General features: G+C 55.6%; 33 protein-coding genes and 5 pseudogenes. 21 read left to right on the plus strand and 17 right to left on the minus strand.

What is annotated here, in order from left to right; translation table 11 throughout:
* The 11 genes and pseudogenes from APH30_RS29045 to APH30_RS09680 all read left to right on the plus strand — a co-directional run.
* Positions 1–649 (plus strand): annotated as a pseudogene (locus APH30_RS29045) (hypothetical protein); the annotation flags it as partial.
* Positions 646–1,305 (plus strand): DUF2612 domain-containing protein, encoded by a 660-nt coding sequence (locus APH30_RS09635; RefSeq protein ID WP_082416141.1) that lies wholly within the window; start codon positions 646–648, stop codon positions 1,303–1,305. The pseudogene APH30_RS29045 and the gene APH30_RS09635, both read left to right, overlap by 4 nt.
* A complete protein-coding gene (locus tag APH30_RS09640; protein WP_054912377.1) occupies positions 1,305–2,180 on the plus strand; it encodes a tail fiber protein in 876 nt (291 codons plus the stop codon). The genes APH30_RS09635 and APH30_RS09640 overlap by 1 nt, the downstream gene beginning before the upstream one ends.
* Positions 2,177–2,368 carry a hypothetical protein gene (locus tag APH30_RS09645; protein WP_054912378.1) on the plus strand — a complete coding sequence of 64 codons (192 nt, stop codon included), beginning with the start codon at positions 2,177–2,179 and terminating at the stop codon, positions 2,366–2,368. The genes APH30_RS09640 and APH30_RS09645 overlap by 4 nt, the downstream gene beginning before the upstream one ends.
* A 7-nt stretch (positions 2,369–2,375) precedes the next feature.
* Positions 2,376–2,819 (plus strand): terminase small subunit, encoded by a 444-nt coding sequence (locus tag APH30_RS09650; protein ID WP_054912379.1) that lies wholly within the window; start codon positions 2,376–2,378, stop codon positions 2,817–2,819.
* Positions 2,816–4,429, plus strand: a complete 1,614-nt coding sequence (gene terL, locus APH30_RS09655) for a phage terminase large subunit (RefSeq protein WP_054912380.1) — start codon at positions 2,816–2,818, stop codon at positions 4,427–4,429. The genes APH30_RS09650 and terL overlap by 4 nt, the downstream gene beginning before the upstream one ends.
* A gap of 59 nt (positions 4,430–4,488) precedes the next feature.
* Positions 4,489–7,026 (plus strand): hypothetical protein, encoded by a 2,538-nt coding sequence (locus APH30_RS28690; protein ID WP_156326409.1) that lies wholly within the window; start codon positions 4,489–4,491, stop codon positions 7,024–7,026.
* Between the two features lie 47 nt (positions 7,027–7,073).
* Complete coding sequence (locus APH30_RS09665) at positions 7,074–7,505, plus strand: lysozyme (protein WP_054912382.1); 432 nt, start codon at positions 7,074–7,076, stop codon at positions 7,503–7,505.
* A complete protein-coding gene (locus tag APH30_RS09670) occupies positions 7,502–8,011 on the plus strand; it encodes a DUF2514 family protein (protein WP_054912383.1) in 510 nt (169 codons plus the stop codon). Before APH30_RS09665 ends, APH30_RS09670 begins: the two co-directional genes overlap by 4 nt.
* 13 nt (positions 8,012–8,024) lie before the next feature.
* On the plus strand, positions 8,025–8,249 hold the full coding sequence (locus APH30_RS09675) for a hypothetical protein (RefSeq protein WP_054912384.1): 225 nt from the start codon (positions 8,025–8,027) through the stop codon (positions 8,247–8,249).
* Between the two features lie 87 nt (positions 8,250–8,336).
* Positions 8,337–8,684, plus strand: coding sequence for a LexA family transcriptional regulator (locus APH30_RS09680; RefSeq protein ID WP_256221980.1), 348 nt, complete (start codon positions 8,337–8,339; stop codon positions 8,682–8,684).
* Positions 8,685–8,968: 284 nt separating this feature from the next.
* Here the strand turns inward: APH30_RS09680 and APH30_RS09685 are convergent, their stop codons facing one another.
* The 13 genes and pseudogenes from APH30_RS09685 to APH30_RS29935 all read right to left on the minus strand — a co-directional run bounded on the left by APH30_RS09685 (position 8,969) and on the right by APH30_RS29935 (position 14,801).
* Positions 8,969–10,132 carry a tyrosine-type recombinase/integrase gene (locus APH30_RS09685; protein ID WP_256221986.1) on the minus strand — a complete coding sequence of 388 codons (1,164 nt, stop codon included), beginning with the start codon at positions 10,130–10,132 and terminating at the stop codon, positions 8,969–8,971.
* Positions 10,018–10,419 (minus strand): hypothetical protein, encoded by a 402-nt coding sequence (locus APH30_RS29495; RefSeq protein WP_256221981.1) that lies wholly within the window; start codon positions 10,417–10,419, stop codon positions 10,018–10,020. The genes APH30_RS09685 and APH30_RS29495 overlap by 115 nt, the downstream gene beginning before the upstream one ends.
* A 37-nt stretch (positions 10,420–10,456) precedes the next feature.
* A complete protein-coding gene (locus APH30_RS09690) occupies positions 10,457–10,933 on the minus strand; it encodes a hypothetical protein (protein ID WP_054912387.1) in 477 nt (158 codons plus the stop codon).
* Between the two features lie 51 nt (positions 10,934–10,984).
* The gene (locus tag APH30_RS09695) at positions 10,985–11,269 is read right to left on the minus strand and encodes a hypothetical protein (protein ID WP_054912388.1); all 285 of its coding nucleotides are present in this window, start codon (positions 11,267–11,269) and stop codon (positions 10,985–10,987) included.
* 43 nt (positions 11,270–11,312) lie between these two features.
* Entirely contained in the window at positions 11,313–11,732 is a 420-nt protein-coding gene (locus APH30_RS09700) for a phage protein NinX family protein (RefSeq protein ID WP_054912389.1), read from the minus strand.
* Positions 11,729–12,037, minus strand: a complete 309-nt coding sequence (locus APH30_RS28695; RefSeq protein ID WP_156326411.1) for a hypothetical protein — start codon at positions 12,035–12,037, stop codon at positions 11,729–11,731. Before APH30_RS28695 ends, APH30_RS09700 begins: the two co-directional genes overlap by 4 nt.
* Positions 12,034–12,324, minus strand: coding sequence for a hypothetical protein (locus APH30_RS09705; RefSeq protein WP_054912390.1), 291 nt, complete (start codon positions 12,322–12,324; stop codon positions 12,034–12,036). The genes APH30_RS28695 and APH30_RS09705 overlap by 4 nt, the downstream gene beginning before the upstream one ends.
* Positions 12,321–12,761: a hypothetical protein gene (locus tag APH30_RS09710; protein ID WP_054912391.1), complete on the minus strand. Its 441-nt coding sequence runs from the start codon at positions 12,759–12,761 to the stop codon at positions 12,321–12,323. The genes APH30_RS09705 and APH30_RS09710 overlap by 4 nt, the downstream gene beginning before the upstream one ends.
* A complete protein-coding gene (locus tag APH30_RS09715; RefSeq protein ID WP_054912392.1) occupies positions 12,758–13,081 on the minus strand; it encodes a hypothetical protein in 324 nt (107 codons plus the stop codon). Before APH30_RS09715 ends, APH30_RS09710 begins: the two co-directional genes overlap by 4 nt.
* 333 nt (positions 13,082–13,414) lie before the next feature.
* Positions 13,415–13,753: pseudogene (locus APH30_RS09720) on the minus strand (hypothetical protein); the annotation flags it as partial.
* A 285-nt stretch (positions 13,754–14,038) separates the two neighbouring features.
* Positions 14,039–14,215 (minus strand): hypothetical protein, encoded by a 177-nt coding sequence (locus tag APH30_RS29050; RefSeq protein ID WP_173645891.1) that lies wholly within the window; start codon positions 14,213–14,215, stop codon positions 14,039–14,041.
* On the minus strand, positions 14,212–14,415 hold the full coding sequence (locus APH30_RS09725; RefSeq protein WP_054912394.1) for a hypothetical protein: 204 nt from the start codon (positions 14,413–14,415) through the stop codon (positions 14,212–14,214). The genes APH30_RS29050 and APH30_RS09725 overlap by 4 nt, the downstream gene beginning before the upstream one ends.
* Positions 14,412–14,801 (minus strand): hypothetical protein, encoded by a 390-nt coding sequence (locus APH30_RS29935; protein ID WP_054912395.1) that lies wholly within the window; start codon positions 14,799–14,801, stop codon positions 14,412–14,414. The genes APH30_RS09725 and APH30_RS29935 overlap by 4 nt, the downstream gene beginning before the upstream one ends.
* A gap of 596 nt (positions 14,802–15,397) precedes the next feature.
* Between APH30_RS29935 and APH30_RS28700 the strand changes: the two genes are divergently transcribed.
* From APH30_RS28700 to APH30_RS09735, 5 genes are all read left to right on the plus strand, one after another.
* Positions 15,398–15,643 carry a hypothetical protein gene (locus APH30_RS28700; protein WP_156326415.1) on the plus strand — a complete coding sequence of 82 codons (246 nt, stop codon included), beginning with the start codon at positions 15,398–15,400 and terminating at the stop codon, positions 15,641–15,643.
* A 46-nt stretch (positions 15,644–15,689) separates the two neighbouring features.
* Entirely contained in the window at positions 15,690–15,824 is a 135-nt protein-coding gene (locus APH30_RS29940) for a hypothetical protein (RefSeq protein WP_371262821.1), read from the plus strand.
* Positions 15,825–15,907: 83 nt separating this feature from the next.
* Complete coding sequence (locus APH30_RS29945) at positions 15,908–16,270, plus strand: hypothetical protein (protein ID WP_371262822.1); 363 nt, start codon at positions 15,908–15,910, stop codon at positions 16,268–16,270.
* 159 nt (positions 16,271–16,429) lie between these two features.
* On the plus strand, positions 16,430–17,188 hold the full coding sequence (locus APH30_RS27785; RefSeq protein WP_156326417.1) for a DMT family transporter: 759 nt from the start codon (positions 16,430–16,432) through the stop codon (positions 17,186–17,188).
* Positions 17,185–17,631 carry a VOC family protein gene (locus APH30_RS09735; protein ID WP_256221984.1) on the plus strand — a complete coding sequence of 149 codons (447 nt, stop codon included), beginning with the start codon at positions 17,185–17,187 and terminating at the stop codon, positions 17,629–17,631. The genes APH30_RS27785 and APH30_RS09735 overlap by 4 nt, the downstream gene beginning before the upstream one ends.
* A 59-nt stretch (positions 17,632–17,690) precedes the next feature.
* Here APH30_RS09735 and APH30_RS09740 read toward each other — a convergent pair.
* Positions 17,691–18,934, minus strand: a pseudogene (locus APH30_RS09740) (winged helix-turn-helix domain-containing protein).
* Positions 18,935–19,236: 302 nt separating this feature from the next.
* On the opposite strand from APH30_RS09740, the pseudogene APH30_RS09745 reads away from it, so the two are divergent.
* Positions 19,237–19,632 (plus strand): annotated as a pseudogene (locus tag APH30_RS09745) (transposase); the annotation flags it as partial.
* Between the two features lie 217 nt (positions 19,633–19,849).
* Positions 19,850–20,332: pseudogene (locus tag APH30_RS27790) on the plus strand (IS3 family transposase); the annotation flags it as partial.
* Between the two features lie 441 nt (positions 20,333–20,773).
* Here the strand turns inward: APH30_RS27790 and APH30_RS09755 are convergent.
* Both APH30_RS09755 and APH30_RS09760 read right to left on the minus strand, forming a co-directional pair.
* Positions 20,774–21,037: a DUF3077 domain-containing protein gene (locus tag APH30_RS09755; protein WP_054912397.1), complete on the minus strand. Its 264-nt coding sequence runs from the start codon at positions 21,035–21,037 to the stop codon at positions 20,774–20,776.
* A 160-nt stretch (positions 21,038–21,197) separates the two neighbouring features.
* On the minus strand, positions 21,198–21,440 hold the full coding sequence (locus tag APH30_RS09760; RefSeq protein ID WP_054912398.1) for a hypothetical protein: 243 nt from the start codon (positions 21,438–21,440) through the stop codon (positions 21,198–21,200).
* 484 nt (positions 21,441–21,924) lie between these two features.
* Here APH30_RS09760 and APH30_RS09765 point away from each other — a divergent pair, with 484 nt between their 5' ends.
* From APH30_RS09765 to APH30_RS09775, 3 genes are all read left to right on the plus strand, one after another.
* Positions 21,925–22,641: a hypothetical protein gene (locus tag APH30_RS09765; protein WP_054912399.1), complete on the plus strand. Its 717-nt coding sequence runs from the start codon at positions 21,925–21,927 to the stop codon at positions 22,639–22,641.
* Between the two features lie 402 nt (positions 22,642–23,043).
* Complete coding sequence (locus APH30_RS09770) at positions 23,044–23,736, plus strand: lipopolysaccharide kinase InaA family protein (protein WP_256221985.1); 693 nt, start codon at positions 23,044–23,046, stop codon at positions 23,734–23,736.
* A gap of 157 nt (positions 23,737–23,893) precedes the next feature.
* Positions 23,894–24,157 carry a hypothetical protein gene (locus tag APH30_RS09775; protein WP_009685869.1) on the plus strand — a complete coding sequence of 88 codons (264 nt, stop codon included), beginning with the start codon at positions 23,894–23,896 and terminating at the stop codon, positions 24,155–24,157.
* 59 nt (positions 24,158–24,216) lie between these two features.
* Here the strand turns inward: APH30_RS09775 and APH30_RS09780 are convergent, their stop codons facing one another.
* Positions 24,217–24,579 carry a YceK/YidQ family lipoprotein gene (locus APH30_RS09780; protein WP_054912400.1) on the minus strand — a complete coding sequence of 121 codons (363 nt, stop codon included), beginning with the start codon at positions 24,577–24,579 and terminating at the stop codon, positions 24,217–24,219.
* Positions 24,580–24,820 lie beyond the last annotated feature (241 nt).

Raw genomic sequence — 24,820 nt, forward strand, 5'->3', positions numbered from 1 at the left:
GGCAGCCGTTGCAAACGTCGCCGGCGTGACCGACGTGAAGATCCTGGAGAACAACAGCGACGACCCGGCCGACCCTGACGGCATTCCATACACTGCCATCGCGGTCATCGTGAACGGCGGCACTGACCAGGGCATTGGCCAGGCCATGTACTCGAAGTACAACCCAGGCACCCCGATGTATCCCCGCTACAGCACCAAGACCGATACCTGGGTTGATCCGCCGGGGGCGACAGGCGTCAAGGTTCAAATCACCTCGCCATCGACGGGCAACATCGAGACTATGACTTTCCAGCGCGCAGTGGCTCTGCCTATCTACGTTTCGGTCACCGTCCAGCGCAAGGGAACCCTGCCAAGCGACATCGAGCAGCGGATCAAGGACGCCATCGTCGAGGATTCGACCAAGAAGCTGTTCTCCGGCGACCAGGTTAAGGGCTTCAATCAGGGTGGGTACGACATTGGCGAGGTAGTGCCCGTGGGGCGCCTTTACACCCCGGTCAACAAGGTGCTTGGCCAGTACGGCGACAGCTACATCACCAGCCTGACGATTGGCCTTAGCGCCGTAAGCCAGGGTGTAACGCCAATCCAGCCGGGCATCGCAGAGTTGGCCACCTTCGACCCTGACAACATCACGGTATCGGTGCCGCTATGAAAATGGACCACGTAGCGCGCGCGAAGAAGCGGATCATCAACCAGTACCGCGGCAAACAGCGGATGACGCGGTGGCTCACGCTGACACCGACCATCGCCAACGAGAAGCTTGAACAGCCGATCAGCCAGATTTACTCGGCCTACGACGTCGACAAGGTAACCGGTGAGGACTTGGACGTCATCGGCCGCATCGTCGGCGTGCCCCGGCCAATACTGCGCGGCGCGGCCTATGACGTCTTTGGCTATGCCGGGAACGACAACTACACCAACTACAACGTCGCGCCCTACATCGGCGACGGCGCGTCGATCGATGCGCCCCTAAACAATGATCTGTACCGCAAGCTGATCAAGGCGAAGATCGCCAGAAACGTCAGCGACGGTACCAGCGACAGCATCATCAAGCTGCTCGAGGTCGTTATAGGGGTAAAGGTCACAGCCCTGAATAGCAATGGTGACAAGTCGTTCGACATTGGCATCGCTTCCGAACTGGACAACACCACGCAGTTCCTGCTGGAAAACTTCGACCTGATCCCAAGGCCTCAAGGCACGAGGATAGGCCAGATATACATCCTGCCTACCAACATTAGCGAGATCGAGCGTACATCCAGCCTGATCTTCAACTACGCGAATTTCACACTGCCTGGAGACGTTTCCTGATGGCACGAGAGGCTTTCAATACCCGCTGGGCACAGGGCGTCGAGACCCAGGACAACGACAACACTTTCAAGGTGCCTGACAACGCGCGGCAGAATACCGGCTGGGAAGGCGGGCAGGACAAGGACGCGCCGCGTGCGGGCCAGGAGAACTGGTGGCACAACCGTGTTGATTCAGCGCTGCAGGACCTTGAGCGCCGCGGAGTAATGGCCTATCACCCTGATGCCGTGTATTCAGTCGGTGCGCCCTGCTATACGCCAGAGGACGGGCTGTTCTACGAGTCCGTTGCCAGTGCCAACGTGGGCAATGCACCGGCCAGTAGCCCGACATACTGGCGTTTGGTTGGCGCCAGCCTCTATTCGTCATTCAGCGTTGGTGAATACAAGGATGTGGCCCATAACGGATCGCCGGACCCGGGGTGGTTAAAGTGTACAGGGACAACTCTGAATCGCACTGCATATTCAAAGCTGTTCGCAGTAATTGGCACCAGATTCAATACCGGAGGCGAATCTAGTCTCGAGTTCAGGCTTCCCGACTGGAGGGGCATGTTTCCTCGGTGCCTGGACGATGGCCGAGGTGTCGATACAGGCAGGGTTATGGATGGGGTTCCGCAGCCCAGCCAAAACCTCGGTCACTCGCATAGCGCCTCAACCGGATCGGCCGGTCTTCATCGACACACAATGACGTTTCCTCGTGACTTGGTATCTGGTGTTCCTCAAGACGATGCAGTTCTTGGCGACCAGATCGAGCAAGGAACTCAGACGCTCAACACCAGCGATGCCGGGTCCCACACCCACACTGTCAGCATTGGCTCTAATGGTGGGACTGAGGCGAGATCGGTAAACCTGACCCAGGTGAGATGGATTCGATATCTATGAACCAGAAAATCGTTTACCAGTACGACCCTAACGGGTTCTACCTGGGCGAGGCCCTAGCAGAGCTCGACCCTCAAGTGCCTGGAAATTGGCTGCTGCCAGCGAGGTGCACCGAAACGAAGCCTCCGATCTTCACTGCCGGCAAGCTGCCGAAGTGGGTCGGCTACAAGTGGAAACTGATCAGCCCGTAGGTGAGATATGGAACGCAAGGCGAAGAGACGCTTCACCGACAAGATGGAGCTTTTCTGCCTCGCCTATGTCGAGACCGGGAACGCCTCCGAGGCCTACCGGCGGTCCTACAACACCTCCAACATGGCCGACAAAACAGCCCAGCGGGAGGGTTACAACCTTCTACAAAACCCTCTCGTTCAGGCACGCATCGAAGAATTAAGGATCAAGGTCATGGAACGTCACGAAATCACCGTGGACACGCTCCTGGCTGAGCTGGAAGAGGCTCGCCTGCTCGGCAAGGAGACCGGCAAGGCCTCGGCCATGGTCACGGCCTCGATGGGCAAGGCAAAGCTCCTGGGCCTCGACAAGCAGATTGTTGAGTTGACCGGCAAGGATGGTGCGCCCATCGAGACGAAATCCACGGTCAAGGTTGACCAGGAAGCCCTTGAGTCGGTACTGGCCCGCCTATGAGTGCACTCCTCGATTGGGAAACCATGAGCATCGAGGAGAAGCAGGCCGCCAAAAGCATAAGTGAACACTCGCCGCTTTCGTTCATGAGGGTGTGGTTCCAGCTGAACCAGGGCATGAAGATGCTCTGCAACTGGCACCACCGCTACATGGATCACACGGCGCTGCGCGTGCTCAGTGGCGAACTGAAGAACGTCGTGTTCAACATGCCACCAGGTGGCACAAAGACAGAGTACTGGTCGATCCACCTTCCAGCCTATGCCATGACAGTGCGCGACCGCACGCGCACGCTGAACGTGTCCTACTCCAATTCTCTGGTGGTGGAAAACTCCGGCCGCATCCGGTCGATCGTCTCCAGCCCTGAGTACCAGGAGCTTTGGCCTGTTTCGATGGGAAAGGCGGATGTCGAGAACTGGTCGCTGATCGACGGCAAGGGCCGAACCAGGCACCAGCTGTTCAGCCGCTCCACCGGCGGCCAGATCACCGGCTGCCGGGGCGGCTACATCTCCAAGGACTTCACCGGCTTCATCAACCTGGACGACCCGGAGAAGGCCGATAGCGCGTTCTCGGCGACCATGCGGGCCAAGGCCCAGCGGATCGTGACAAACACGCTACGCAGCCGGCGCGCATCGCCTGATACACCTGTTATCTGCACCCAGCAGCGCCTGCACACGGACGACGTGTCCGGTTTTCTGCTCAAGGGTGGCATGGGCTTGGACTTCGCGCACATCAAGGTGCCGGCTCTGGTCACGCGCGAGTACATCGCATCGTTGCCAGATGGCATCCGCGAGCATGCGGAGCGCGACGTGTTCAGCGGACCCTCAGTGGTGCGTGGCGGCGTCGAATACTGGTCCTACTGGCCGGCCAAAGAGTCGGTCTACGACCTGATGGCCCTGTGGGACAAAGACGCCTACACCATGGTCAGCCAGTACCAGCAGGAGCCCGTGGCGCTCACGGGCGGCATGATCGACCCGGACTGGTTCAAGACCTACGAGCAGCTGCCATTCCTGGTCTGGCGTGGCGTCTACGTGGATACCGCTCAAAAAACCGGCGAGCAGCATGACTTCTCGGTATTTGCCCACTGCGGCCTAGGCGTGGACGGGAACCTCTACATCATCGAGATCGTGCGGGGAAAGTGGGACGCAGGCGATCTAGAGGCAGAGGCGCTGCGCGTTTGGGAGCGCTGGAAGCCGTGGGACCAATTCCGACCCGCGGCACTGCGCTACATGCGCGTCGAGGACAAGTCCAGTGGCACCGGCCTGATCCAGACCATCAGCAAGAAGGGTTCTATCCAGATCGAGGCCCAGCCGCGCGGCCCGGCCGCCAACAAGGTCACCCGCTGCATGGATGCCGTGCCCTGGTTCAAGTCAGGCCGGGTGTTCGTGCCTGCTATCTACGACGAGCAGGGCAAGCCCATCACACACGTCAAAGACCACCGGGGGCAGGACCTGTGCACCACTGAGTGGGTCACCACCTTCCTCACCGAGGCCGCAGCTTTCACGGCCGACGACAGCCACGACCACGACGACCAGGTCGACACCATCTTCGATGCCGTGGCCGACATGCTCATCAACGATACCAGCAGCTTCTTCTCCGGCGGCTGGATCTCCTAACACCTCGTTTCGCTGACCGCGCCCAGGCGCGCTCTACAAACTCGCCCAAAGGAAATGACATGGCTGATCAAACTCAGCGCCTTGAGATCGCGACTGTGCGCGCGGAAGTCGGCAGCAACATCGTTTTCCGCTTTGCCAACGATGCTGCGAATGCCGACAGCATCCCTACCCAATCGGGCGACATTCAAAACCTGAAGCAGGTGGTTCTGGAAATACAGCAAGATGCCGCCGAAAAGATCAGTATCTCCACCACCATCTACCCGAATGTGGCGGCCGGTCTGGCAGAAACTGCCGACCAAGGCATCTTCTTGGTGCAGTCGAACGACGCAGATGAGATCTATGCCGTATGGCAGAATCAGAGCGGCACGGCAGTAAATACCGGCAAGACAGCTCTGTCAGCTACCGCCATTCAAGCAGCGCTGGACGCCTCCAACGAAGCTGCGCAGGCCGCAGAAGATGCCGCGGACGTTGCGACAGCTCGGACTGCAGGCTTCTTGGCTCCAGCTGCCACTGCTCCAGCTCTCCGCGACAATGGGCTTCCGCTTCAGCCGGGCGACCGGTATTTCAACACCACCGAACAGGCCGAGTACATTTACAAGGCTGATGGGTGGAAGGTAAATGACAGTCTTGCAGCGATAGAAGCTCTTGAGTCCGACATAGTCGAACTTCCCATTCCTGGGGGAATCCCAAAGGCCTCGGACTCTGGAGTCATTGACATTGGATGGCTTCCAGATGATCTTGCAACTCAAGAAGATATTCAAAATTTAGCAGATAGCCAATCCATTCCGATGGCTAACTATTCAGCGATTAGGAATTATTCGGGTTCCGCAAGGTCTATTAGAATTAATTCTGTAGGTTTTGCCGGGTTCTTCGCACTTGATGAGTTGGATAATAGTTCAAGTGACAATGGCGGGACTGTCCTTGTTGGATATGAGGGTAGACGCTGGAAGCGAGTGTTTAGCGGACTAGCTGATGTTAAGTGGTTCGGCGCCTCAGAATCATCTTCTGATAGCTCTTCGGCTATTGAGCTGGCTTTTTCGTCAGGTCTTCCTCTGCTGTTAAGTGGTGCCTTTAAAGCGAAGAAAAAGATAGCAGGCTCAGGAAGTCTTTTACTTGTCGGTCTTGGCAGGGATAAATCGTCTATTACGTGGGAGTCTGACTCTGAAAGTATTGGATTGGAGCAATCTCCAACAAGTCTAAATCAGCAAATACGAATACAGGATTTTGAGCTGATTTCTAACGCTAATATCTCTGGAGTTATGTACTACTCAAGTTGGTCTGGGCTTTCAGGTTACACAACCTTGACTAGCTTCTCATACAAATTCATAGCAAACAGGGTTGTGATTAGGCAGGTTGGGTCAGGAAGGTTTACAAAAGGCATTGAGCTCAGAAATATATTTGGCGGAGTTATAGAGCATTGTCATGTATATGGGCAGGCCCCATCCGCACCTAGGGCTCCAGAAACATATTCTACAACTCACCTATACCACATAAGCAACGATGGCAGCGCTTCAAACACTGTCGGCGTTAGGATGTGGGGGAATCATGGATACAATGGTAGATACGGAACTCTTGTAGATGACTTGGAAGCTTTAGACTTCCATGGCAATGATATGCAGGCATGCTGGGACTGCATGGCGGTTTCAAACACAATCAGGAAAGTCAATCAGTATAGGATCACCAGCAATCACTTTGGAGGCGATAATACAGCTGTATCCGTTTCAAATGCTCGCAGCTTCATGATGAGTGGAAATGAAATATCATGGGGTAGCAATAGAGCAAGCGGTGCAACTATAGACTTGGTATCTATTTATAGTGTTGAGGACTACAGCGTTATTGGTAACACGGTACGTGGCAATTCCGCAGTGACAACGTACGGTCATGTAATAAACGGAGTAAAAATTGATGGTGTGGCTGGTAATGAGTCTGTATATGGATTGGTAGATGCAAACAGATTCAGGGATCTTACTAGCGCTTGTACTCAAGGAGTTAATACAACATCTCTTAACTTCGGTCTTGCAAATCAATTTAACAATGTGTCTGTCCAGTTCATAAATACTAAGGGGGCCGGTTCTCAGCAACCCCTGAGGTACGGAACTGGTCCGCACTCTAACCCAACCAGCGCTGGCCCTCTCTTGCTGCTCACGGGTATTGGTCAGTCTGGTCTTGCTATCAATAGGGATAGCGCTGGGTCAATGCAGACGTTCCACGTCGCAGGAGCATCAGCGGCCGGGGTTATCACATCGACCGCTACGACAACTGCATATGGGACTACTTCAGACGAAAGGCTAAAGGATATCTTGAGGGATTGGGATACAAAGAATGGCCTTAGCGTTGTTAATCAAATAATTATTAGAGAGGTTGAGTGGAAATCAACGGGAGAGCCAGATATAACACCTCTTGCTCAACAGTTGCACTCTGTATGGCCTGCAGCTGTAATCCAAGGTCATGGAGAGCCTGGCGATGAGGACTTTATGCCGTGGATGGTTGATTACAGTCGCCTCACTGTTCCATTAGTTTCGGCCATTCAAGAGCTTTCGAGGTCGGTTGAAATTATGCAGATGAAAATTCAAAGCCTTGAAAGTGAGAAGAAATAGTAACAATGCCCGCCCAGCGCGGGCTTTTTTTCGCCTGGAGAAAACCCATGCGCACATCGCAACGTGGCTTGAGCCTCATCAAGTCATTCGAGGGCCTGCGCCTGCAGGCCTATCAGGATTCAGTCGGCGTCTGGACCATCGGCTATGGCACCACCCGTGGCGTTAAGCCGGGGATGACGATCACCAAGGAACAGGCCGAACGCATGCTGCTGAACGACGTGCAGCGCTTCGAGCCAGAAGTGCAGCGCCTGGTCACTGCACCGCTGAACCAAAACCAGTGGGATGCCCTGATGAGCTTCACCTACAACCTGGGCGCGGCCAATCTTGAATCGTCCACGCTCCGCCGTCTGCTCAATGCAGGTAATTACGCAGCTGCTGCCGAGCAGTTCCCGCGCTGGAACAAGGCAGGTGGGCAGGTGCTGGCCGGGCTGGTCCGCCGGCGGGCCGCTGAGCGGGATCTGTTCCTGGAGGCGTCTTGAACTGGCTCGTCACGGTGCCGGCCTGGTGCTGGTGGTTGATCGCGCTGGCTGTCGTGGCCGGCGGCCAGCAGTACAGGGTGGCCGTTGCCCGCGGCGAAACCGCCGAGGCCCGAATCGAGCTGTCCGACTACAGGCTGCAGGTAGCTGAGCGCGACCGGCGCGCCGCGGCCCAGGCCAGAACCGAAGAACAGCGCCGCCAGGCCGTGGCGGACAAGGAGGGCGAGAGTGCTCGACAAAAACTGGAACTGGCCCAGGGCCGCGCCGCTGCTGCTGAGTCTGCTGCTGGTGGGCTGCGCGGGGAAATCGATCGACTGCGCGCCGGCCGAGCAGCCACCTGCGGTACCATCGCTACCCAGCAGCGCCAGGCAGGAACCTCTGCCGTCGTGGTGCTCGGGGGATTGCTTGAAGACGCTGACCGAATGGCGGGAGATCTCGCAGCAGCGCTTGAGCGAAGCCGAATAGCGGGCCTGGCGTGCGAGTCCATCTATAATGGCCTGACCAAATGAGCAGGTCACCGGAATGGACAAGCGCACCTTCATCGGCATGGTCGAGGCCGGCGAGCCTCTGATTCAGCAGGCCATCGACGCCATGCGGGAGTACCACCAGGCCCAGGACTATGGCGCGCCGGCGGAGGAGGTCGAGCGGCTGCGCCTGCTGGCCGAGTCCCTTTTCCAAGCTGTATCCGACTATCAGCTCAGGGCCGTGGCCAAGGCGCGAGGCAAGGAGCTGCCGCCACTGCATTAGGCCGCCAGCCGGTGCTTGCCACATGTGGCCAAGTCGCCAGATACTGTATCTATATCCAGTTATCGGCCAGCCACCATGCCTTCAACCATGCCCTCAGAAACTGACCACCTGCAGGTCTCCATCGACGATCTGCTCCAACTGCGCGCGCCCAACGTCTACCTGGTCAAGGTGGAGGGCGACAGCATGCAGGGGGCCGGCATCTATACCGGTGACCTGCTGATAGTCGATCGCCTGGCTGAGCCCAAGTCTGGCAGCATCATCATCGCCGCGCTGAACGGGGATGCCACCTGCAAGCGGATGATGATCCGTGATCGCCAGGTGGTGCTGGTTCCGGACAACCCCAAGTTCCCGTCCAGGTACATCATGGAGGGTGACCAGTTCGAGGTTTGGGGGGTGGTGACCCACAGCATCCGGGATCACGATCGTCGGTTGTGAGTAGCTATATAAAGGAAGGGAAGCGGTCGGCAGAACGCCGTGATGGGCAGCCATGGCTGCGTGAGAAATGCGTGACTCTTGTGGATGCTCATGAACACCTATAGACGGTCGGTTGCAGCGAGCGCGCCGAAAAGTGCTGTGATATCATGCCGTTAGATGGCTTGGCATGCATGGGGTGCAAGGGGTCGAGTGTTCGAATCACTCCGTCCCGACCATATATTTCAACGACTTAGCCACCTCCGGGTGGCTTTGTCGTTTTTGCATGTGGGGAGTTTTTCGCGACTTCATCCGATTTTCCTCTTCAAGATCGTCAACACCGGCCCGCGAGAGTCAGTTGTTGATACCATGTTCGCAGCCTCAATCAGCTTGCCCAGCTCAGCGCCGGAGTAGTGGCTGGTGATGCTGCCGTTCTTGTGCCCGAGCAGTGACTTCCGATCCTCTTCCGTCACGCCCGCGGCGCGCAGCCTTCGACCGAATGTATGTTTGAGGTCGTGGATGCGAATTGATGCGTACCCAGGGTGAGCGGGGCGAAGGTTTTCCTCCTGCCAGAGTTTCGCCGCTCTCACCCGTGCCTTCTTCCATGCCGAGTCGTTCATCCGGTGCATCGCGGTGCCGTTGTATGGAAATACCCATTCCTTGCTGATCCCGCGCTGCCTTTCAATAATCGACTTGGCCACGTTGTTCAGTACCAGCAGGCGCTCGTCGCCATTCTTTACGCCCGAACGGGCGTGTCTCCCGCCGAAGTCAGCAGGGATCAGGAAAACACTGGTTCCCAGTTCCGGCACCGATATCTCCCAATCCCACCTCAGCTTGCACACCTCTTGCTCCCGGCAACCCGTGTTTACCTTGAACAGGGCCATGGTTTGCAGATGGCCCGGTAACTCATTGAACAGGATCGACTGCTCTTCCCATGACATTGGGTAGGGTTTGCGGCTCGACTTCTTCTCTTCGAGCTTCCTCAGCATGGGCACACTGTCCAGCCATGGCCGGCGATCATCGTCTCGCCACTTCCTGGCGCAGAGCGTCAAAACCCGAACCGCGCGCTCGATGGCGATGTTGATCGTTCGGTTGCTCACGGCCTTTTCAATGGTCCCATCCGGCAGAACCTTTTCTGTCTGCCGATCCCTGATAAACGGCTCCAGCGCCTGGTCATCGATGTGCGTCAGAGGCAGGTGGCCCAGGTATGGGTGAAGCTGCTTCATGCACAAGGCAGTCAAGTGAATGGAGGGCTGATCCTTGACCTCAAGGAGGTAGCGCATAGCTGCCTCCTCCCAGGTGTGGATCTGCCGAACGCCATATACCTTCCTTTGACGCAGCTGCTCGAGCTTGTGGATCAGGTACTGCTCTGCCTCTTCCCGGTCACCAGTTCCAGTACTTTCTCGAATTCGCTCCCCTTTGTAGACTTTGTCGATTTGCCAGACACCGCCCTTCTCGTAGAGGCCGGTGATCGTTTTTCGCGCCATGTATCATCTCCTCGGCGCTCGCTGCGGGGCCGATTGTTATCCTGTCCGGTGGCTTTTTCAATCGCCTTGGCCTCGATGTAGGCGTCCGCCCACTCATCAAGCTCCTGGCGGTCAAAGGCCACGCCCTGTTTGCCAATGGGGAATTCCCGCACGTTCGGCCTGACCGTCTTGTTGAACTCATCCCGCCACATGCCGAGATATCCAGGTGCATCGCCGAACCGGATGAACCGCGGCTGAATGCTTGAGGGCTTTGCTGCTGTGGCATTCGCCATGGGTGTCTCCACGCCGCCGGTGGCGGCAGGTTGGTCGTTAGCCGCGGTGCAGCCGGATCATTGCGCGGGCGTGCTCAAGGGAAGCGAGGTGTTCTTCCTTCGCCCCGAGCTGGCCATTTGCATCGGGAGTGGTGACGGCAACCAGGTGCTCAAGAGCGGCTACCAGATCATCGCGCTGCTGACCCTCGGCCCGACCGATATCCCAGAACTGCTGCCCCCAGTGATTGAGCGGTGTCGGGTTGGTGTTCTGCTTTCCGCACGCCAAGGAGCCCACGATCACGTCGCAAAGGCCGCGCTTGTAGGCGTTGTCACCATCGAGGCTCAGGCCGCCGCGCCGGCGTAGGGTGTTCACGACCTCATCGACGTCGAGGCCGCTGTCTTTGAGGACGATATCCAGCTCTGGCTTGCCTGCCGTGTAGATCACCAGCGCCAGTTTGGCGCCTGGCTGCAGGTTCTCGCTGATCATCACCAGTGCATCGTTGGCGACCTGGTGGAATCGGTTGGTTGCGGACATAGGTAATCCTCGCCCGCGCATGTCGGCGGGCTTGAGTAATTGGGGGTGTGGTTAGGCGCCCTTGAACGGAACTACGTTTTCGAGCTCGCGCTTCACGCCGCCGGCGTTGCGGAAGGCTTTCCACTCAGCATGGTGGGCGGAGCAGTAATGGACGTCAGGGGCAACTTCGGTTGAGCAGTGTCGGCACAGGATGCGATCGCAGGTTTTGCCATCGCCAACCGGGTAATCGCACAAGTTCGCCGAGACATCGCCGCATCCAGAGCAGTGCGGTCCCAGGTCGCCGTAGATATGGCCCCTTGGGTTGCGGTTTTCGTCGTACAGCGTGTAACAGCTCATCGCGGCCCCCTGTAGCTCAGGTAGGCCATGTAGGCGAGGGCGATCATGGCATCAGCTCCTTGGGTACCTGGACGGTATCGCCGAGCTTGGCCTGAGCTATGGCCCGGCAAGCGGCAGTTAGCGCGTTAGGGCCGCCGCCGCTTGGAAGCTCTTGCTGACCACTCGGCTTGCACACATACGCGCACCAGTACTGCCCGGTCGGGCTCTGGCTGAAGCCGCTGCCGTTGAAGCTGGTTTGCACGTGGTGCTTGTCGATCAACGGTCCACCCACCGCCCAGTCTTCCCACGGGTTGAAGCGCTTGGCTTGCTCGGTCACGGTGTAGCGGTGGCGGGCAAACACCCGCCAGGAGCTGTTGTAGTGCGGCGGCTCAAGTTCCAACTCCAGGCCCTCGGCCATGCCGACCGCCCACCCCAGCGCCTCGCCGGCCAGGTCTGTTGTCTCCACTTCGATCAGGTCGGTCATGGTGCCACCTGCTTGGTCTTGGCCGCTCTGGCGCGCTCGATGTTGCCGAACTTGCTCTTGCGCTGGATTTCTTTGAAGTTGCGGCACCCGGACATGAACAGGGTGGACGTCAGGTCTTTACGACTCCGGCCAACCTCCATTATCCCTTTCACGCCGTGACGGCAGAGCACGTAGGCATTTTTATATTCGCCGCTGCGAAGCATGGTTGTGTAAAACGCTAGGCGCATTGCCAAGCGCCAACTGTCGCTGTCATCGGACGGGCGCATGCGGCGGGTGTAAAGCTGACTTTTTCGATACTTGCTCACAGCTGATACCTCTCATCAATCCAGCGCCCAGGCGCCAGTGCGGGTGTAGGTTCGGGTTGAGTTTCGTGCGGGGAGAGCTGGCGCTGGCTGCCTGCATCGCACGACCAGTCGGTGCCCGGCCCGCAGCTCGGCGCCCTGAGCTGGCTGTCGGGGATGCAGCTGATGCCGACCCCGTTGAGCAGGTAGCAGGTGACGCCGCGCTGGCTGTCGTGCTGCACGTCGATGACGTTCTCGGTTGCGCTGGCGCCGGTGGCCAGCAGCAGGAGACAGAGGGCGAGGCGGGTCATGGCTGCACCTGTTGAATGTTGGATTCAACCCAGTCGCGCATCCGCTGCCATCGGCTTTCGGGCGTATCTCGAATCAACTCCCACCGACCCGCATCGTCTTGCACGAACTTGCCTGGGCTCTCGTCGTTTTCGTAGACGATTTCGGCAGCCAGTGCCTCTGCGATCCCGAAGGCCTGTGCCACGCTCTTGCGGTCATGAGCATCAATCGTGCTCATATCGAGGCCGCGCTGGGCGCCGAGGGCACCCAGGGTGCAGAACTGGCCGTCGGCCTCCAGTGTGTCGGTGACTAGGCGCTTGTCGGGCATGGCCTCAAGGGCATCTCGAAGCTCGAGTAGGAAGGACTGACCGCGCTTGCCCCTGATTGCCGATGCAACTGCGCCTCGCCAGCAGATGAGGCTCCAGTTATCGCAGTCGTCGCTGTATCCGCTGCGGCTCATGGCTTCACCTTGTGGCGTACCCACACGCAGATAGGTCCGTCCACGGTGTCATGGATGGAAAAGACGAACCAGCCATCACCCGTCGGTTGCGAAGGATTCCAGCTGGTGCAATCTGCGGTTCCGTCGTGGTACCAGGCAGCCTGCAGGGTTTCGGGTGGGTCGTACTCAAACTCAACCTCCTTTACGTCCAGGCCGCGATCAAGGAACCAAGCATAGGGAATCAACTCCTCTTCCGTAGATTGCCACGCTGGGTGAGTCCAGAAGCCGTGCTCATCACGCTCAACGGCTACAGGCTGAATAAGTTGCTTTTCTTCAGGCATGACTTCGTCCTTGGCCGCTCCTGCGACCGGTTTGTGCTTAAATGGGCGATTGTTGAAATGGATTTTCTAGCGAGGGATAACGCTTATGTTTGCTGTCGGAATTGCGCTTCTTGCTGTTGGACTGGGCACTTCGAATCCTGGCCTCTGGTTACCGGGTGCCGCGCTCATGGCTGCCGGCGTTGTGAAACGAGTGCGCAGCTGATTCCTTGGCCGCCATATCGCGGCAGTGAATAGAGGGGGGAGGGGTTACAGCGGGATGGAGTACAAATGTGCTTCAGTGTTAAGAGCTGGCACCCGGTCGAGCGCAAGCGTTGTCGGCCATTGCCCGGCATTAGCTTGCCAATCAGTGAGAGGCTGCCGTACCTCGTCGAGTAGGGTGTCCATCTTCGTCACGAAATCGCGCAGCTCGGCCTCGACCACCTTCGGCATTTCCTTTAGTCGGCGCAGGTAGTCGCGGCCCGGCTTCTCGACAGCGGTCTTTGACTTGCTGACCTTGGCGGCCAGGCTGGCGATCCGCTCGCGACCCTTGCGGGTGGTCAGATCGGGAACTTCGCCCTCGATTTCGCCCTTCACCAGGTCAATGAATTGCTGCAGGCCGCCGGCCACGTAGATGGCCGGGGCGTTCGCCTCGCTGATCTCTTCGATCGCGATCAGTTTCTGTTCTGCGGACATTAGAAAACCTCGCGCCAGGCCGGCGCTGTCAGTTGAAAGGGGAATGCCAGGTCACCCAGGCACGGAGGTACGCTCCAGGCCCTGGCTGCGGTGGATGGTTGCGCGCTCTCGCCGCTTCCGCTCCCGAAGGGGTACGGTTTTCTCGAAGGGCCGCCGTGTTCGGCTACGTGATTCAGGAAGTGATGCTGCCGGCCAGTGCGCTGGCGAGCATGAAGGCCGTGCAGGCGAATAGGGCAGAGAAGGAGCCGCGCCAGATGACCAGGCGGCGGGCGCGCTGGTAGCGAGTCACGGGCAAGGCCTCGGACGGGCGATTGGCCGGCGCTTCAGCCAGTCGGCCTTGATCGGGTATGGCAGGTCTGCCACGCGCATGCCCACCGGGAAACGTAAAGTGCCGCGCACTTGAGCGGCCTGCACGTCCTCGATCTGCTCGTCGATCAGCGATTTAACGATCGGCGTAGTCATGCAGCCTCCTTGCGCCTTACGGCAATACGCCGGATGCGCTCGCAGCAGTGTTTGAACTCCTCGGCATCGATGGCCAGGAGAGAGAAGTAGGCGACCACCAGGGTTTCTGCCTTGGCGTCCTCCACCGGGCCAGAGCCCGGCAGAAGCATCGTTTCGATGGCGGCCTCGATGGCGCTGACAGCCAAGCTGTGAGGGCTCATTCCGCCTCCTCGGCCTGGGCCAGAACTCCTTCTTTGGCGAAGGGGGTAAGGAGCTGGCGGGCGATCTCTTCCAGCGCAGACTCAGGGTTGGCTACGCTCATGATCTCGTTAGCTGCCGCCGCTGCGTCGCTGGTGACCTTGCAGCGCGCCGCCAGAACCAGGCGGCCCAGCACCGAGTTGCTGATCCCGCTCAGACCCAGCTGACCCATTACGAACTCATCCACCGCCTGGGCGAAGCGCTCACAGGTTACGCCCTGCTTCGGTCGCATTCGGCGCTGAAACACGACGTCGCGGTGCGCCATCAGCTCAGCGATGCCGTCGTCGATCCAGCGTTCCTCAGGCGAGCTTTTGGTGACGTCGAATACAAATAGCTGGTCAAGTGCAATGCAATCGTTTGAATTCGGAGTAATTTTTTCGCTTTCCTTGAAGCCTCTAGCATTTTAGGTTGCCCACGAGCCAGCGCCACTGACGCGACGCTCTGGGCCACCTTCGACGCCGGTAAACGTGATTTCAGGAGGTTTACCCGTGCGCTGCCACGCGAATTGGTAATGCAGCCACTGATGAGCACCTTCCGACGTCATCTTGCCCTAGTTAAGCACTCGCCTATGAGGCACCTATAAATACGAATGTATTCATATAGTTATCGATGTCAAAAGAACTGTGTCGAAAATAAAATTCAATGCCTCACTTGACAGAATCGCTACTAAGGATTAGTCCTTATAACTGGCAATATAGTACGGAGGCTCGATCATAGAGGCAAGGATGGCACTCATTCTCCTCAGGATTGACCTGTTGAATTACAAGAGGCTTCAATCTTGCCTATCTCTGAAGCAGTCCATCCTCTATATATCTTTAGGCTCTTGGCAGCGCTAAGGCATACGTCGCTCTCTCGCTAGGGTGCGATCGCGAGAGGTCTATTTTATTGGAGGTCGGTACTTTTTTACACGAGTAAGTCATCTATCTTGCACAAGGATACAGTGCTATGCATATAGTTTTTGTTCACACACCAATGGCGACAGTAAGCATTCCAGAGAGAGAGGTGTTCTGGAGGAATTTTGATATTCGCTATCATGCTACCCATCCGGGTTTACGCCAAATGAAAAACGTCCTCTGGGAATTACCTCATTGGATGACTTGGTTGGCTGGTGTATTAGTAGATGCAGGTTTTACGTCGCTGGAAGCCATGGACCTATATGCTTCAGAATGCACCATGACTGGGAATAGATAGCGATAAAATTGAACAAGCAATAAAGAAGTGTCGAGGGGATGTATATTTGCTCTCCCCAATGACTCCAAACCTTCCTTTTGCGTATGAAATAGCAGATGCAATAAAAAGGGTTTCACCAGGGAGTAAAGTTATATTTGGTGGTGTAGTTGCTACTCCAATGCATAAAGAAATTGCAGCGTAGGTGGATTTCCAGCAAGATATGAAGGTAGTGAACTAGGCTTTGACAATTATGTTGATTTCATTAAGTGCAGCCTTGCTGGCACTATTCTAGAAGATGTAAACTTACGTTGCGAACCTGGGTGGGCTGTATCTGCAAGCTCTGTTGCAGTTGTATCTAAAGTTATAGCCGTGAAAAATAATGTGGGGTTGATTCACTTAAATGATGGTATTTATGGGGGGCTCTCTGAGGTTAATTTCCTTGACTGCAAGTTTCCTGTTTCAGTATTTGACCGAGCAGGAAGATCTATTATCGCCACCTATAGAGATTGGCGACTCACTGGGCCAACCTGTGACAGCTCTGATATGATTAAGCGAAAATATCGTCTTCCGGAAACTATTAAGCCTGGAGATTATGTTGTTTTTTGGTATGCTTGGAACATATTCTCCTTTTATTACTACGCAATTTAATGGGTTCGGAGTTGAGGGCTGGGTTCTTGTAGATAATATAGAATTATAAGTCATGATATACAAATAAAGGCACGAGGAACCAAGCTTGAGTTCCCCCCGCATCTTTTGGTTCTGCTATCGATTACCTCTGTTCAAGTTGGGACGGCTATCGCTATTCTCATGTTTCATGCCATTCCAGCTGGTGGGGCTGCCTTTTTTAATGCTTTCTTCTCAACATTGATGCTCGGTGTTTTTTCTCTAAAGTACAGTCTGCCGAAGACATTCAACGCATGGTCTGCCGCGTTTGGTTTCGGACTGATAATATCAGGTATGTTTCTGACGTTCTTCTATGCTGTAGAACGTATACCTATGGCAATTGCTTCTACTATAGAATTTATGGGGCCATTGACTTTATCTGTCATAATGTCACGAAGGCCAATTCATTTTATTTTCATCGGAATGGCAATTGTGGGTATCGCTTTAGCGTCGCCTGGTTTTGAGTCGTCCTTGGATAAATTTGGTCTGCTTTTTGCGTTCTTGTCTGCAGTGTTTTGGGCAGCATTCATTCTACTCTCACCAGTTATATCCCGCTTATTCGAGGGCGAGTCTGGTCTAATGGCTGGAATGGCCTTTGCAACTCTGCTAACGCTACCATTCCTGCTTAGTCAAGCCGACAGTGTAATAATATCGCCATCAGTGATCTTTGCAGAGTTTTTGATGGCCGCATTCTCAACTGTCTTGCCACTTTCTTTAGAGTGTTTCGCACTTAGGAGTATGAGTGCTCGGACTTTCGGAGTGCTCGTTTCACTTGAGCCTGTCGCAGCAACTTTAATCGCGTTCCTGGTTTTGTCTCAGCCCTTGGAATCAGTAATGCTCATCTCAATACTTGCTGTGACTACTGCAGCGATTGGGATTAGCTTAACCGAAAAAACTCAATGATTATTATGGATACAGGAATTTTTAACTACATATGCTTGGGTGTTAGGGATCTGGACAAGGCCACGAAATTTTATGACGCTGTGCTCGCCACCCTGGGGCTTCGCCGATGCATTACAGAGGATTCAGAGAGCTGGGATGGCTGGGCTGGATGGGGATTTTATACCCCTGATGGTTATGAACATGCCCTTTGGATATGCCGCCCATATAACCGTAAGCCAGCGACGGCAGGTAACGGTACTATGATTGCCCTCAAGGCTCCCACATGGGAGGCAGTGCGTGAATTTCATTCGACCGCACTTGAGTTTGGTGGGTTTTGTGAGGGGGGGGCTGGTCTTCGACCATATTATCAGCATGACTTTTACGCTGCTTATATCCGAGACGTTGATGGAAATAAAATAGCCGCTGTATGTAGAGGTCAATGTGCTGAGGTTGAACATAAATGATGCATGCTTGGAGGTAACTAACAATTTTCTGATTCCTGCTCTGCACCACACTAGATGTGTTATGAGTGCTCCAAACGAATATTACAAAATACATCCTGACAGATCATGCGCAACCTGTAAGCAACAGGGTTTTCGCAATATATCCTTACGCTGCAAAGGTCAAGCCATATCGTGATAGATTCTAGTTGGATAGATAGCTCAATTAATGCCTCCTCAGACAATCCATTTTTCTCGTTATGTACACCCCATACCGCTAGACAATTAAGTGTGCGATCCGCGCGCAGGTCAATCCGCCCTACTAGGTGGCCGAGATACAAAAAAGGCATGACATAATATCCATATATTCTCTTGGTTGCTGGTACGTAAAACTCTAGTCGATAGCGAAAGTTAAACAAGCGCTCTGTGCGTTCTCTGTTCCAAATTAGAGAATCAAATGGTGATAGTAGTGAGCTAGCTTTATCAGTCTTGGCATGCGAACATCCGGTTCTTATCCATGCTGGCTTTGCCCCCCCCCCTCAACATGGACTTTAGTTAGCAGGCCTTCTTCAACAAGTTCTGATAGCCGTAAACGTACATCCTGTAGGTCTAGGCGAAAATAATCGCGAAGATCTGATTCGGTTGCAATGCCTAGCGCCTGAGCCGCGGATGCCAATAGATATCGATGGGCTTCTGGCTCTGAGACCTCAGGTATGTTCAATATGCCCGCTGAGATAACCCGCTCCGGAAGGTCGTATAGTCTTTCAAATCCACGGCGGCGTGCTACTGTCAGTTCGCCTGTTGCGAATAACCATTCAAGTGCGAGCTTCTCCAAGCTCCAGTCCCACCATTTACCAGCTGGAGTCCCTCGACGAGTTAGATCACTTGTTCCGGTAGGACCGCGCGCGCTCACTAGACTCCATATCTGTCGAATGAATCCTCTGTTATTCATCCCAAAATCAATCAGTTCTCGAGGAATTCCACGCCCTTTCGATGCCCGCTGCATTCGCCAACGAAAAAATGGATACAACTCAAGAGGCATTAGCGACGCTTCATGTCCCCAATATTCGAACAAACCTCTTTCGGGGGCATCCCCCCAAGCTAATAAATCTAGGCTTTCTCGATTGTAGTGTCCTATACGCGAGTATAAAGGAAGATAGTGTGAACGAATCAGAGCATTAACAGAATCTAGCTGCAAGGCGCCCAGTCTCTGCGTTAATGTCCTTATCGCGCTGATATTTGATTTCTGAATCTGAGATCCAAAACATTGGGCTGTTAATGCATGGCGCCTAGCATCGTCTAATGAAATAGAAATCTCGTTTGTCATAGCAGCCTTCCCGTTTCTAAGTGTTTTTAATTGTTTCTTATATAAATTCTGCAGACACACATTACTCTGTGTGATCGAGCTCGCTCCGGGTCGGACATGCAATTTAAAGTTACAGCTCGATCACGCCTCCTGAAGCGGGCGCTAACCAGTCGACGATCACGAAGTGTCCTTTACCTGTGGCAGCGTCGCAGTCCATGAGTACACAGTCGTCATTCCACTGTTGGAGAGCCTAGCCCAATCGTCGCCCCTTGAACGCAGAGATTTTGTAGAGTCTTCCGCCATCTACGGAAAGGATTTCTGTGATGGCAAAGCGTTACGAACTCTCGGACGAGGCGTGGGATGTGGTCTCCGATCTCATCATCGAAACCCATGGCCGAGGGCGCCCGCGCCTGAGCGATCGGCTGATGCTCGATCGCGTGCTCTGGGTGCTCTGCTCTGGTGCTGCATGGTGATATGCCGGAACGCTTCGGCCCGTGGTCAAAGGTGTATCAACGGTTTCGAGACAAACCTGTATGATCGACTCCACTGCTCTGCGCGCAACCCGAGCCTCCTCTGGCGCCGGGAAAAAGGGGCCTGACAAACCTGCCGATCATGCTTTAGGTCGCAGCCGTGACGGCTTGACCACCAAGATCCATATGCTTTGCGACGCCAACGACGGCACTCCTTTGCGTTTTCTCCTGTCTGGCGGTCATTCGACCTAAAGTTGCTGTGGTGGAGACTGGCTATCGAGCCTTCAGCTACCAGGCGGGCTGGCCGCGGCTAGAATTGGTTGAATAACCGTTCGCAATGGGCCGATTTCTGCTGGTCAAGACGTTCCCGTGCGCTGGTCACATCCGATGCAAATGGCTGGTCAAGTCGAATGCAAACAGGTGGTCAAGTGGGATGCAAACGCTTGGTCAAGTCAGGTGCAATTTCCCAATAAGACCGGAGCACGTCTGGGTTGCCGACATTACTTACCTGCCCGCACGTAACGGCCCGCTGTACCTGAGCCTGGTAACGGACGCGTACTCCAGGAAAATTGTTGGCCACCACGTCCATGAAAGCCTGCATGCCTAGTCAGTAGCGCAAGCCTTCAAGCAAGCACTACGCAAGCGACGTCGTCGCCAGCCATTAGTCCACCATTTGGATCGAGGCATCCAATATTGCTCGGAGCTATACCAGTCACTTCATCAGCGGCATTGGGTTCAGTGCTCGATGACAGATGGATATGACTGCTATCAGAACGCACTGGCCGAGCGAATCAACGGAATCCTCAAGACGGAGCTGCTGTTGAGCAGTCCTGAAGACCTGGAGCAAGCAAGGCAGATGGTCGATGAGGCGGTGCAGATCTACAACGCAGAGCGGCCTCACATGGCTCTGAAAAACAAAATGCCCGATACGGTGCATCGGGCGTTTTGAGGCCTATCGGCCTACCTGAACAGGTGTAAACCTATTTCAGGACTAGACACGGAACAATGTATCCCTGAACAGCGATCTGGTAAGCCGGGGATCTGAGTCCACATCCGTTAGATATCAGCGTATTGCTAAATTAAAATGTGCGGTCAAGTTGACGGCCTGCGCTGTGTCCCCAACCGACCCCGGACAACGTTTTAATGATTAAGTCGTGGGCGGTGGTGCACCGCAAGCGGGACATGACTCCAGGTATTGAGGAGTTGAAAGGTATGCTACGCGGGCGATGGGTTAACGATTCGGTGTAGGTAAGAATGCGGGCAACGACTTAATCGATATCCCTACAGCGGACTCTGCACCCAGCTTTTCCGGCTAGGTCGTAATGTCGGATCGCCTTCGAGACCGGTAGTTGATGTTGGTCTCGAAGACATTCGTGGAGGACTTGATCAGTCAGCGCATCATTCCCAGCTCGGCGTCATCCATAAGCGCTTTCGCCATGGCGCAGAGATAGTGCGAAGCCCATATCAGCTGCGGTTTGTCTTCCATCAAACCGTCTAAGGTCATATCCCGTGCATAACCCATCAGTTCCGATGCCTGCTCACGGGCGCTCTGACACGGGATGCCAGCTTCGATGCGGAAGAGGGGATGGGTCTGATTCGTACCTTGGTAAAAGGTAGTTTTGCCAACGGTGAATCTGGTTTCTTCTGTAGACATTGTTCAATCTCCCCGAAATCTCAAGTAACTGGGCTGGCCTTATTGCCAACAAACGACACAGCTGTTCACAAGCGCCAAGGCCTGTGACATAGGTCAGTTAACTGTCGGGACTTGGCTTGCCACTGATGGATCATGCCGAGGCGGCACAATCAGTTAGGCCTCAGTGCGAAGTGCTGGGCTCGGTGGGCACCTGCAGCTGAGCCAACGCGGACTCAAGCAAAGCGCGCAGCGTCTCCAATTCATGCATCGAGGTCATCATCAGAATCGAGACTGGCGACTTGGGCTGCAGCAGTATTGCTTGATGCACAACGGTCGCAGCGCATAGCGCGTATTCCGTCGCCTGGATCAAGGTGTCTTCAAGGCAGAGAGTTTTGAGGGGAGGATCAGGGACTATCTTCAGCATGCTCACGCTCCAACAATGGTTGAGCCGCACACCAGTTAGCCGTCAAGCAGGAAGGGTGGCAGCTGTACGTAGGTTGACGGACCGAGATTGTTGGCACTCGGCGCACACAATGTGCCCGTACGTGCAGCCGCCATAAGCGTATGCACACGAACAACAATCAGCGGCCCGTCAAGGTCGGTCGCTGAATTGGCAGCGACGGATCGAGACTATGTCCCGCGATTTGCGTGTGCAACGAAAATCAGGCGCAGCGAGTATCTTTGGGAAATGCCCTACAAGTAAGTTCTTTTTTCTGATGCTTTCCCCGCATTCGCCGTCAATTTTCGCAGTGTTCACTGCTCTGCCAACCCAACAAACCTCTCGAAAAGCAAACCGCCCACCCATCCCTGTATCCAGTCATGTCCCGATGATGGCAAACGGTCACCATGGACTTCCGCCCTCGAATCCCCCGAAACTGCTCTCCATCGCACCCAGACCAAGGCAGGTCATGACCAACCTCAAGCGCGCCACCTCCCTCCTGCTGTTGCTGGCCACAGCCTCACTCACCGCGTGCCTCCCTTGGAAACGCGAACGCGCCGCCTACGCGGACCTTTGCGAATCCGAGTTCCAGTTCAAAGTGCCAGGCCCGCAGGGCGAAACCACCCTCTACCTGGAAACCTACCTCTACGACCACGCGGCACAGTGGGGTGAAAAGCGCTACGAGCAAGGCCTGCACGTGCAGTACCCAGGCGAGGAATACCCACGCCCAGAATTCTTCGTGCAGATGATCGCCTATAACAAGGACCGCCAGCGTCCGTCCACCGACTCAAAACGTGGTGAACCGCCGATTCCTGTGCTGTACGACAGCCGCCAGGCCTACATCATTTTCGAAGACGGCTCGCGCCTGAATGCGCGGCCCGAGGTGTACGTGGGCCGCAACGATATCTACGACTATCCCTCAGTGAATGAGCGGGCTGCCAGGCCGTCCCCGTACGACATCAACAGCGATGAAGTGCACCGGATGATTCCCAAGCTCACCAACAACAAGCGCTACGGCTCGGCGTATGTGATCTTCCAGACGGACAAGCTGAACGCTGATTCCAAGTGGACCATTCACCTGGGCAGCTTTCAGGTGCAGGGGCGCACAGTGGCGATTCCGCCACTGCAGTTGTGTTATCACCCGGCGAAGAAATGGATCGGCATCGAGCCGCTGATGAAGCCGTGAAGCTGCAGCAAGGTTGGCTTGGTGGTGTTTGGCGGGGGTGGGAGCGAAAGGGAATTTTTGTCAGAAATGCTGATTTTTTCTTGAGTCTGGGATTGCTGAACGGCGTTGGAGAGCTGGCGACCGCTTTGCGGTCCGGTCGCCACGCAAGGTCGGATAGGCACGCCACCTGAACGATGTGATTTGGCCGCGATCGAAACTCCAGGGCCTGGTCTGGCTTCATCGCTCGCAAGCAAGCGCATGCTGCACAGGCCACGAGCTCTCCAGCCGCAGCTCGTAAGTGTTGGCCGAATGGATAGGTGTTGTGTCAGTTCTGCCACCCTGATTTCCCGTCGATTTCCATATACTTTCACTGTTGTTTTCAAGATATTTCAGCCAAATTGGCGCCAAGCGTGAAGGTGTTCCGTGACTGCAAATCCGACCGATGTGAAGCTTGGCGAGTTACTGCTGGCTGATGTTCTCAACGCTCCAGGCGTGTGGGTAGAGCCGCCTAATGTCCGCAGGGGAGGTGAGAGCGGTGTGTTGCGGGTGGAGCTGGGTGGGCTGACGTTCTATAAAAAGCAGCAGGTCGGGCATGTCTATCGAAGCCTGCGTCACCCTTTCGGCCACCCAACCGTTGCACGCGAGGCAAAGGCTGTGTGTGCCGCCGCAGCGCTGGGGGTGGGTACGCCCGAGCTTGTGTACAGCCATATTCATAAACACCAGGGAGAGTGGCAGGCCGTGATGGTCACGGCGGCGCTGGAGGGCTATGTGTCGCTCGAAGACTTCCGTGCCCGGCAGCTGGAAAAAACGCTAGGGCAACATCGCTATCTCGAAATTCTTGAAGCCTATGGCCGAGCACTTGGCAAGCTGAATCTTGGAAAGTGGCAGCACGGTTGCCTGTATCTGAAACATGTCTTCGTCGATTTCAGGGCGCCAGGCGTGGCTGTCGCCTTGCTAGACCTGGAAAAGGCCAGAAAGCGCTTCAGCGCCAAACAGGCCGCCCGCCATGACTTGCGGCAGGTCAAGCGTCGGTCAGGCTGGGATGGCGAAGAGTGGGGGGCGTTCTGCCGGGGCTACAGGCATTCGTTCGGCAAAAAAGCCGATGTATTGCTGTGACGGCCCGTTGTGCTCCATGACCTGCCCACCCATCCAGCATGGATGGAAAGCCAGTAGCGACTTCCCTGGTTGCATAGTACGGTCCGCCTTCAACAACCCCCCCCGGTGCGTTGTCGCCAATCCCACGGACCGGGACTCTCATGACCTGGGAGGTCGAATGGAAGTCGCTCGAAAGATCAGCCAACAAGCATTGGATAACGCGCTGGTAGCCTTCGCCCGTTACAAAATCGGAGAGATCAAAATCTTCGACCTGGAACAGGCAATGAGCTTCGAAGCGGGCGAAGCCCTATCCGAAAGCGGTCTGGTCCAGTTCACAATCGCCAAGATGGCGTCTGGCCGGTATCGCATCAGCGATGAAGGGGAGAACGCCATCACACAGGCTGGTCGGGATCGCCTCGAGGCCATCCGCGGCAGATCCTGATCTATCCAGCGTCGAGACGGCCGCAGTGCTGCACTACGGCCGTTCGCCTGGCGCACCGCTCACTCCTGCGCAAGGCTGGTTTGAGCCGGTGACTGGGGCATTTGTGGGCTTATGCTTGGCACAACCATATTGCCGAGTTTGTATTGCTGGTAACTGGTGTAGGGCAGCATAACGGTGTCCGCAATGCCCGACATCGCCATATCGACCAGAATCTGGTACGGATCTGAATGGGCCCCAGTTCTCTCAGGGCCGGTCAAATTGCAAAATTGGTAGGCTACACCGCTATACATCCGTGGAATGGCTGGGCAATAGGAGTTCCACTCAGCCAGATCGCCCACTGCCTTCGACTCATTCGATACCGTACGCACGGTTCCACATCCGCTTATCACCGCTGCGATGATGATCCCGATCCATGGCCTCATGATGCTGTCTCCTCTGCAATGGACAGCCATTGTGCATCAGCCCTATTCGTCGATTGCACGTACAAGGTTAGTGATCATACCTCGTTCGGTTCTGACGCTTCTGGATCACCTCGGGGGCACGCCATGCCAGTAAGGCCGGGACTTCTATTTCTTGCAGGCAAAAGAAAGCCCGCTGCTAGTCGGGCTAGAGGTGTTTCACATGGGGATGGCTTGATTGTCCCTCTGCAGGCGTGAAAATGAG

The sequence above is a fragment of the Pseudomonas sp. NBRC 111127 genome (assembly GCF_001320345.1).
Taxonomy (GTDB): Bacteria; Pseudomonadota; Gammaproteobacteria; order Pseudomonadales; family Pseudomonadaceae; genus Aquipseudomonas; species Aquipseudomonas juntendi.

Excerpts from the sequence above, each read along its gene's own strand:
- APH30_RS09675 (WP_054912384.1), top strand. The coding sequence starts at position 8,025 with ATGGACAAGCGCACCTTCATCGGCATGGTCGAGGCCGGCGAGCCTCTG.
- APH30_RS29495 (WP_256221981.1), bottom strand. The coding sequence starts at position 10,419 with ATGGCGAATGCCACAGCAGCAAAGCCCTCAAGCATTCAGCCGCGGTTC.
- APH30_RS09760 (WP_054912398.1), bottom strand. The coding sequence starts at position 21,440 with ATGCTGAAGATAGTCCCTGATCCTCCCCTCAAAACTCTCTGCCTTGAA.
- APH30_RS28690 (WP_156326409.1), top strand. The coding sequence starts at position 4,489 with ATGGCTGATCAAACTCAGCGCCTTGAGATCGCGACTGTGCGCGCGGAA.
- APH30_RS09640 (WP_054912377.1), top strand. The coding sequence starts at position 1,305 with ATGGCACGAGAGGCTTTCAATACCCGCTGGGCACAGGGCGTCGAGACC.
- APH30_RS09645 (WP_054912378.1), top strand. The coding sequence starts at position 2,177 with ATGAACCAGAAAATCGTTTACCAGTACGACCCTAACGGGTTCTACCTG.
- APH30_RS09695 (WP_054912388.1), bottom strand. The coding sequence starts at position 11,269 with ATGAGCTGTTACACGCTGTACGACGAAAACCGCAACCCAAGGGGCCAT.
- APH30_RS09700 (WP_054912389.1), bottom strand. The coding sequence starts at position 11,732 with ATGACCGACCTGATCGAAGTGGAGACAACAGACCTGGCCGGCGAGGCG.
- APH30_RS09735 (WP_256221984.1), top strand. The coding sequence starts at position 17,185 with ATGATTATTATGGATACAGGAATTTTTAACTACATATGCTTGGGTGTT.
- APH30_RS09680 (WP_256221980.1), top strand. The coding sequence starts at position 8,337 with ATGCCCTCAGAAACTGACCACCTGCAGGTCTCCATCGACGATCTGCTC.
- APH30_RS27785 (WP_156326417.1), top strand. The coding sequence starts at position 16,430 with ATGTTTCATGCCATTCCAGCTGGTGGGGCTGCCTTTTTTAATGCTTTC.
- APH30_RS09715 (WP_054912392.1), bottom strand. The coding sequence starts at position 13,081 with ATGCCTGAAGAAAAGCAACTTATTCAGCCTGTAGCCGTTGAGCGTGAT.
- APH30_RS09765 (WP_054912399.1), top strand. The coding sequence starts at position 21,925 with ATGACCAACCTCAAGCGCGCCACCTCCCTCCTGCTGTTGCTGGCCACA.
- APH30_RS09725 (WP_054912394.1), bottom strand. The coding sequence starts at position 14,415 with ATGAGCCCTCACAGCTTGGCTGTCAGCGCCATCGAGGCCGCCATCGAA.
- APH30_RS09650 (WP_054912379.1), top strand. The coding sequence starts at position 2,376 with ATGGAACGCAAGGCGAAGAGACGCTTCACCGACAAGATGGAGCTTTTC.
- APH30_RS09690 (WP_054912387.1), bottom strand. The coding sequence starts at position 10,933 with ATGTCCGCAACCAACCGATTCCACCAGGTCGCCAACGATGCACTGGTG.
- APH30_RS29050 (WP_173645891.1), bottom strand. The coding sequence starts at position 14,215 with ATGACTACGCCGATCGTTAAATCGCTGATCGACGAGCAGATCGAGGAC.
- APH30_RS09775 (WP_009685869.1), top strand. The coding sequence starts at position 23,894 with ATGGAAGTCGCTCGAAAGATCAGCCAACAAGCATTGGATAACGCGCTG.
- APH30_RS09780 (WP_054912400.1), bottom strand. The coding sequence starts at position 24,579 with ATGAGGCCATGGATCGGGATCATCATCGCAGCGGTGATAAGCGGATGT.
- APH30_RS09705 (WP_054912390.1), bottom strand. The coding sequence starts at position 12,324 with ATGACCCGCCTCGCCCTCTGTCTCCTGCTGCTGGCCACCGGCGCCAGC.
- APH30_RS09755 (WP_054912397.1), bottom strand. The coding sequence starts at position 21,037 with ATGTCTACAGAAGAAACCAGATTCACCGTTGGCAAAACTACCTTTTAC.
- APH30_RS09710 (WP_054912391.1), bottom strand. The coding sequence starts at position 12,761 with ATGAGCCGCAGCGGATACAGCGACGACTGCGATAACTGGAGCCTCATC.
- APH30_RS09635 (WP_082416141.1), top strand. The coding sequence starts at position 646 with ATGAAAATGGACCACGTAGCGCGCGCGAAGAAGCGGATCATCAACCAG.
- APH30_RS28700 (WP_156326415.1), top strand. The coding sequence starts at position 15,398 with ATGCATATAGTTTTTGTTCACACACCAATGGCGACAGTAAGCATTCCA.
- APH30_RS09665 (WP_054912382.1), top strand. The coding sequence starts at position 7,074 with ATGCGCACATCGCAACGTGGCTTGAGCCTCATCAAGTCATTCGAGGGC.
- terL (WP_054912380.1), top strand. The coding sequence starts at position 2,816 with ATGAGTGCACTCCTCGATTGGGAAACCATGAGCATCGAGGAGAAGCAG.